This is a genomic window from Hydrogenivirga sp. (genome assembly GCF_056450045.1).
Window position 1 is genome coordinate 1 of record NZ_JBWONM010000148.1, and the last position, 6,471, is coordinate 6,471.

Annotated in this window: 8 protein-coding genes; 5 read left to right on the forward strand and 3 right to left on the reverse strand. The window is 52.2% G+C overall.

Translation table 11 applies throughout. From position 1 onward, the window contains the following. The first annotated feature begins 5 nt into the window (after nt 1-5). Genes asd through AC1HCM_RS06075 form a run of 4 tightly spaced genes read left to right on the forward strand, consistent with a single transcriptional unit; the run spans nt 6 to nt 3,393 of the window. Nucleotides 6-1,028, forward strand: a complete 1,023-nt coding sequence (gene asd / locus AC1HCM_RS06060) for an aspartate-semialdehyde dehydrogenase (protein WP_479460880.1) — start codon at nt 6-8, stop codon at nt 1,026-1,028. A gap of 14 nt (nt 1,029-1,042) precedes the next feature. Beyond that, nucleotides 1,043-2,215: a pyridoxal phosphate-dependent aminotransferase gene (locus AC1HCM_RS06065; protein ID WP_479460874.1), complete on the forward strand. Its 1,173-nt coding sequence runs from the start codon at nt 1,043-1,045 to the stop codon at nt 2,213-2,215. Between the two features lie 33 nt (nt 2,216-2,248). Then, nucleotides 2,249-2,758 carry a thioredoxin family protein gene (locus AC1HCM_RS06070; protein WP_479460875.1) on the forward strand — a complete coding sequence of 170 codons (510 nt, stop codon included), beginning with the start codon at nt 2,249-2,251 and terminating at the stop codon, nt 2,756-2,758. Then, complete coding sequence (locus AC1HCM_RS06075; protein WP_479460876.1) at nt 2,755-3,393, forward strand: HAD-IA family hydrolase; 639 nt, start codon at nt 2,755-2,757, stop codon at nt 3,391-3,393. The genes AC1HCM_RS06070 and AC1HCM_RS06075 overlap by 4 nt, the downstream gene beginning before the upstream one ends. Here the strand turns inward: AC1HCM_RS06075 and AC1HCM_RS06080 are convergent. After that, on the reverse strand, nt 3,362-3,841 hold the full coding sequence (locus AC1HCM_RS06080; RefSeq protein ID WP_479460877.1) for a tetratricopeptide repeat protein: 480 nt from the start codon (nt 3,839-3,841) through the stop codon (nt 3,362-3,364). The two genes, AC1HCM_RS06075 and AC1HCM_RS06080, sit on opposite strands and share 32 nt — an antisense overlap. Nucleotides 3,842-3,937: 96 nt before the next feature. Here AC1HCM_RS06080 and AC1HCM_RS06085 point away from each other — a divergent pair, with 96 nt between their 5' ends. Next, on the forward strand, nt 3,938-4,888 hold the full coding sequence (locus AC1HCM_RS06085; protein ID WP_479460881.1) for an acetyl-CoA carboxylase carboxyltransferase subunit alpha: 951 nt from the start codon (nt 3,938-3,940) through the stop codon (nt 4,886-4,888). Here AC1HCM_RS06085 and AC1HCM_RS06090 read toward each other — a convergent pair. Together AC1HCM_RS06090 and lysA are read right to left on the reverse strand one after the other, a co-directional pair. After that, nucleotides 4,873-5,307 carry a Fur family transcriptional regulator gene (locus AC1HCM_RS06090; RefSeq protein WP_479460878.1) on the reverse strand — a complete coding sequence of 145 codons (435 nt, stop codon included), beginning with the start codon at nt 5,305-5,307 and terminating at the stop codon, nt 4,873-4,875. The two genes, AC1HCM_RS06085 and AC1HCM_RS06090, sit on opposite strands and share 16 nt — an antisense overlap. 31 nt (nt 5,308-5,338) lie before the next feature. After that, nucleotides 5,339-6,471: diaminopimelate decarboxylase (lysA, locus tag AC1HCM_RS06095; RefSeq protein ID WP_479460879.1), on the reverse strand; the 1,133-nt coding region annotated here is incomplete at its 5' end.

Genomic DNA, 6,471 nt, shown 5'->3' on the forward strand with positions numbered 1-6,471 from the left:
TCCCCATGGGCTACAGGGTTGCGATAGTTGGAGCCACCGGAGAGGTTGGAAGGACCTTCCTGAAGGTTCTTGAGGAGAGGAACTTCCCCGTTGATGAGCTTGTCCTCTTTGCCAGCGAGAGGTCGGAGGGTCAGAGGCTCACCTTCAGGGGGAAAGAGCACGAGGTCAGAGCGCTCACAAAAGAGCCTTCCTTTAAGTGGATAGATATAGCCCTCTTCTCAGCGGGGGGTTCAATAAGTAAAGACTTCGCTCCGAGGTTTGCACAAGATGGTGCTGTTGTCGTTGACAACTCCTCCGCCGGGAGGATGGACCCCGATGTTCCCCTCGTGGTGCCGGAGGTAAATCCAGAGGACGTCAAAGACTTTCACAAGAAGCGCATAATAGCGAACCCCAACTGCTCTACGATTCAGATGGTCGTTGCCCTCAAACCGATCTACGACTATGCGGGTGTAAAGAGGGTTGTGGTTGCAACCTACCAGTCGGTCTCAGGTGCTGGAGCGAAGGCGATAAGGGAGCTGGAAGAGCAGACCAGAGCGTGGTGTGAAGGAAGACCCATCCCAGAGCCAAAGCACATAGCCAAGCAGATAGCCTTCAACTGCGTTCCTCACATAGACGTCTTCTTGGAAAACGACTACACGAGAGAAGAGATGAAGATGCTCAACGAGACCCGCAGGATCATGCACGACCCCGACATAAAGGTTTCCGCGACCGCTGTCAGGGTTCCAGTCTTTTACTCCCACTCAGAGGCTGTTCACATGGAGACTTCCAAGGCTCTATCCCCCGAGAAGGCGCGGGATATCCTCAGCAGGGCTCCGGGGGTTGTTGTGGTTGATAGCCCTGCTCAGGGAGAATACCCCCTGGCTATAGACGCCCAGGGCAGGGACGAGGTATTTGTTGGAAGGATAAGGGAGGACATAGCCTTTGTCCCTGGGCTTGCTATGTGGGTTGTGGCTGACAACATCCGTAAAGGGGCGGCAACCAATACTGTCCAGATAGCGGAGCTCCTTGTAAAGGAAGGGCTTGTGTAAGCTATAATTTACCTATGCTCTCCGAAAGGGTTTCACAGCTCAAGCCATCTGCTACCCTCACGATAACCGCAAAGGCTAAGGAGCTCAGGAGCAAGGGCGTTGACGTGATAGGCTTCGGCGCGGGCGAGCCCGACTTTGATACTCCCGACTTCGTTAAGGATGCCTGTATAAGGGCTCTGAAGGAGGGAAGGACAAAGTACGCCCCCTCAGCTGGAATACCGGAGCTAAGGGAGGCACTTGCCCAGAAGCTCCTCAAGGAGAATGGGGTTGAGTACAAGCCTACGGAGATAGTCATCTCCACGGGCGCCAAGATGGTCCTCTTCCTTATATTTATGAGCATACTCAACGAAGGTGACGAGGTCCTACTCCTTTCCCCTTACTGGGTGACCTATCCCGAACAGATACGCCTTCTTGGAGGTGTTCCCGTTGTAGTCCCCCTATCTGAGGAAAGGGGCTTCGTTCCCACAGCTGAGGATATAGCCCGCTACATAACCCCAAGGACCAAGGCTATAGTTATAAACTCCCCCAACAACCCAACGGGTGCTGTTTATCCGCCCCGGGAGCTTGAGAAGATATCTGAGCTCTGCCTTGATAGGGGGGTCTTTATAATATCCGACGAGTGTTATGAAGCTTTCGTTTACGAGAGGGAGTTTGTTAGCGTAGCCTCTTTCTCTGAAGAGGTAAGGAATATAACCTTCACGGTGAACGCCTTCTCTAAAACCTACTCAATGACGGGCTGGAGGGTGGGTTACGTTGCCTGCCCCGAGGAGTACGCAAGGGTAATAGCAAATCTCAACAGCCAGACCGTTTCAAACGTAACCACCTTTGCCCAGTATGGAGCCCTTGAGGCTCTCAGGAACCCGAACTCAAAGGGGTACGTTGAGAAGATGAAGGCTGAGTTTCGCAGGCGCAGAGACAGGGCTTACGAGCTTCTGTCCTCAATACCTCATGTCAGCGTCGTCAAACCCGAAGGGTCCTTTTATATATTCCCAAACTTCTCCCACTACTCAAAGGGTCTGGGGGGCGATGTAAAGCTCGCCGAGTTTCTCCTTGAAAGGGCTAAGGTTGCCTGCGTTCCCGGCTCTCCCTTCGGTGCTGAAGGCTATCTGAGGCTGTCCTACGCTACCAGCATGGAGAACATAGAGAAGGGAATAGAGAGGATAAGGGATGCCCTTGAAAGCCTGTGATTTTTGCCTATCCTTTCTATTCTGGAGGTTGGTATGCTGAGGCTTTTCATAGTCCTTGTGGCTCTTGGAGGCTTGCTCCTTTCCTGCGAATCTCCAAAGGAGAGCACCTCACCTGCAGTTCAGGATAAGGAAGGGGTGTCGGAGAAGGTCCTTATTCCCAAGAAGGAGTATGCACTGCTCATCGTAGAGAGTAAGAGCTGTATATACTGCAAGCAGCTTGACAGGGACATAAGGACCGAAAAGAGCCTGCAGGAAGCCCTAAAGGACATAGACCTCTACAGGATACTCTACGAAAGCTATACGCCGGTAAAGGCTAACTTCGGCGGAAAGATTATTGAGACTACAGAGAACGAGCTTGCAAAGACCCTGAACGCCCTCTCCTTCCCGAACCTGATCTTCTACGACAGGGAGGGGAACATAATACTTCAGGTTCCCGGCTACCTTTACCCCTCCCAGCTTGTGTGCATAATTGATTACGTCAAGACACAGGCTTACAAGACCGAGGATGTGAACACCTATATAAAGAAGAAAGGCTGCGCATGAGAGCTTTTCTCTTTGACCTTGACGGAACCCTGATAGACTCAGCGGACGATATAGCCCTAGCTCTCAGGCTCACCCTTGAAGACCTGGGACTCTCTGAGAAGATGCCTCCCGATGTTCGTCCTCTCATAGGTGGGGGAGTCAGGCTTCTCCTTGAGAGGGTCCTCGGAGATGAGTTCAGGGAGGAGCACGTTAAGGTCTTCAGGAAGCACTACCTCTCAAACCCTGTTGTCTATACACGCCCTTACCCGGGAGTGGAGGAGGTTCTGAGGTCTCTAAAGGAGGGGGGCTTGAGCCTGGTAGTTGTTACCAACAAGCTTGAGGAGCTCTCCCTTGAGATACTCAGAAGGCTGGGACTTCTTGATTTCTTTGACCTCGTTGTTGGGGGTGATACCTTCTCCGAGAAGAAGCCCTCTCCCCTTCCCGTTGTGAAAGCTCTTGAGTTCATAGGTGTGAAGCCTTCATCCGCTCTTATGGTCGGGGATACCGAAGCGGACATAAGGGCTGGCAGAGGTGCTGGAACCTTCACCGCCCTTGCCCTCTGGGGCTACGTCAAGAACGGGGCTGTTGAGCCCGACTTTTTCTTAAAAAAGCCCGCAGAGCTACTCAGTTTAGCATACCGAGGATCTGGTGCTTGATTACGTGGGCTGGTCTGTAGTCGGGCTCTATCTCTAAAGCCCTGTTTGCCTCCTCAAGGGCATCGTAGAGCTTTCCCATAGCCATGTAAGCCCTTGCAAGGTTCATATGGGGGAAGTGCCTCGGCTCGTAGTTCTTAGCAACTATTGCTTGCTTTAGCCAGGGCACTGCCTCCTCAAACCTACCCTGCTCTATAAGGTAGGCTCCTATGTCGTTGTAGGGGTTGCCAAAATCTGGGTCAATCTCAATAGCCCTCTTACAGGACTCAATAGCCTTTTCATAATCTTTCTTCATGCTGTAAGCCCAGCCGAGGAAGGTGTAAGCCTTGGCGGTGGGCTGTATCTCTATTGACTGCTTGTAAAGCTCTATAGCCTTGTCTATCTCACCCATCATGTGAAGGTTGTAAGCCTCTTCAAAGAGCCTTTCCGCTTCTCTTTCCGTGTACTCCATCTCTTTACCTCCACTATTAATATACACCCGCTTATAAAATATGACAATACCGTGCTCATAAATGCACGTCCCCATCCATGATGTATAATCTTGAGAATGTACCTTGAGTATGAGAAGAGGCTCCTTGAGCTTAAGGAGAAGATAGATAACCTCTCCGCCCTCTTGCGTTCGGGAAACGGGGATGTTGAGGGGGAATTAAGGAGCCTTCAGAGAGAGTTCAGGGAGAAGGCGAGAAAGGCTTACTCCAACCTCTCCCCCTGGGACAGGGTTCAGCTGGCGAGACACCCCAAAAGACCTCACACCACCGACTACATAAAGCTCATGATAAGGGGCTTTATTGAGCTCCACGGGGACAGAAGGTTTGCCGATGACAAGGCTGTTGTGGCTGGCTTTGGCTACTTCCGGGACATGCCCGTTGCCGTCATCGGGCACGAGAAGGGAAGGGGAACCCAGGAGAAGATAGAGAGAAACTTCGGTATGCCCCATCCTGAGGGCTACAGGAAGGCTATCAGGGTCATGAAGCTTGCCGAGAGGTACAGGATGCCACTTATAACCTTCATAGACACTCCGGGGGCATATCCTGGCATTGGTGCTGAAGAGAGGGGTCAGTCGGAGGCTATAGCGGAGAGCATGCTCACTATGGGTTATCTGAAGGTTCCAACCGTCGCTGTTGTGATAGGGGAAGGTGGTTCGGGAGGAGCCTTAGCTCTTGGCGTTGCGGATAGGATATGCATAATGGAGAACGCCTACTACTCTGTGATATCACCTGAGGGCTGTGCGGCAATACTGTGGAAGGAACAGGACAGGGTAAAGGAGGCGGCGAAGGCTCTCAAGTTGACGGCGAGAGACCTCTATGAGCTCGGGGTCGTTGACTGCATAATAAGGGAGCCCTTCGGTGCAGCCCACTGGGACCACAGAAGGTCTGCCCGAGTGGTTGCCTACCATATAAAGAGGTGTTTGAAGGAGCTGTGTCAGAAGGACACCCAGACCCTGCTTTCCGAGAGGATGGAGAAGTTCAAGGGAATGGGTGCTTACGTGTCCGGCTGAGCCTCTTTACAGCTTGGGCAAAGACCGTATATGTTGACCGAGTAGCCCTCAGTCCTGAAGCCTTCAAGCTCTCTGGGTATGCTCAGGCTGTCCTCTATGTATATATCCTTGATAGCCCCGCACCGGATGCATATGAGGTGGTGGTGCTCCTCCGTATTGGCATCGTATCTCGCCGAGCTTCCCCAATAGCAGACCTTCTTGGCTAAGCCCATCTGCTCAAGGGTCTCAACGGTTCTGTAAACGGTAGCAAGGGACACGAAGGGATACCTCTTCTTTACCTCCTCGTATATCTCCTCAACGGTAGGGTGATGGGGTGAGTTTAGGAGTATCTCGTAAACCGCGACCCTCTGAGGTGTTATCTTAAGCCCAGCCTGTCTGCACCTCTCTATGAAACCCTCAAGCCTGTCCTCTTTAAGCATGCTATTAAATATAACAGGATAGGATTACTTTTCAATAACTCTTTTCACGTAGTATATAATCGTAATCCTCCCTTTCCCTTATCAGCCTGTGCTCACCCCTGTCAACCAAAACCTCTGCGGGTCTCGGTCTGACGTTGTAGTGGGATGCCATCGCAAAGCCGTAGGCTCCTGCTGAGAGGACCGCTATGTAGTCTCCCCTCTCAAGCCACTCTATCCTCCTGTCCTTGGCGAGGAAATCTCCCGTTTCGCATATAGGACCAACTATGTCCGCTATTATGTGTTCAGCGTTTTTGCTCTCCACAGGCACAACGTGGTGGTAAGCATCGTATATGGCAGGTCGCACGAGGTCGTTCATCCCCGCATCAACTATGATGAAGTGCTTTATCCCCTTGTCTTTGAGGAACTGAACCTGAGATATCAAGAGACCGGCGTTGCCGGTGATTGACCTTCCCGGTTCAAGGATGAGCTCAGCCTCCACCCCTTCAAGGAGAGGCAAAACCACCTCGGCGAGCTCCTGGGGTGTGGGCTCCCTGTCTTCTGGCTTGTACTTTATACCGAGACCCCCGCCTATATCAATGTAGCGTATCTCAAAGCCTTCATCCCTCAGCTCCCTGTAGAGGCTCACCACCTTTTCAACAGCTTCCCTGTAGGGGGATACGTCAAGGAGCTGGGAGCCAATGTGGCAGTGAAGTCCAACCACTGAGATGTTCTCAAGCTCTCTGGCGAGCCTGTACTCCTCCTTTGCTGTCTCAAAATCAACACCGAACTTGCTCTTCTTCATGCCCGTGGATATGTAGGGATGGGTCTTAGGGTCAACGTCGGGGTTAACCCTTATCGCTATCCTCGCCTTCTTGCCGAGCCTTCCAGCCACCTCGTTCAGAACGAAGAGCTCGTCCCTTGACTCCACGTTGAACATGAGGATTTCCTTCTCAACCGCTAACTCTAACTCTGGCACCGTCTTTCCTACACCCGCATAAACTATCTTTTCGGGCTCAATCCCTCCCTTGAGTGCCGCTATCAGCTCACCCCCGGAGACTATATCTGCACCAGCTCCCTCCTGCCCCGCCACCTTTATGACCTCAGGGTTGAAGTTAGCCTTCACCGCATAGCATATCAGGGCACCGGGAAATGCCTCCCTGTAAGCCCTTATCCTGTCCCTTATGT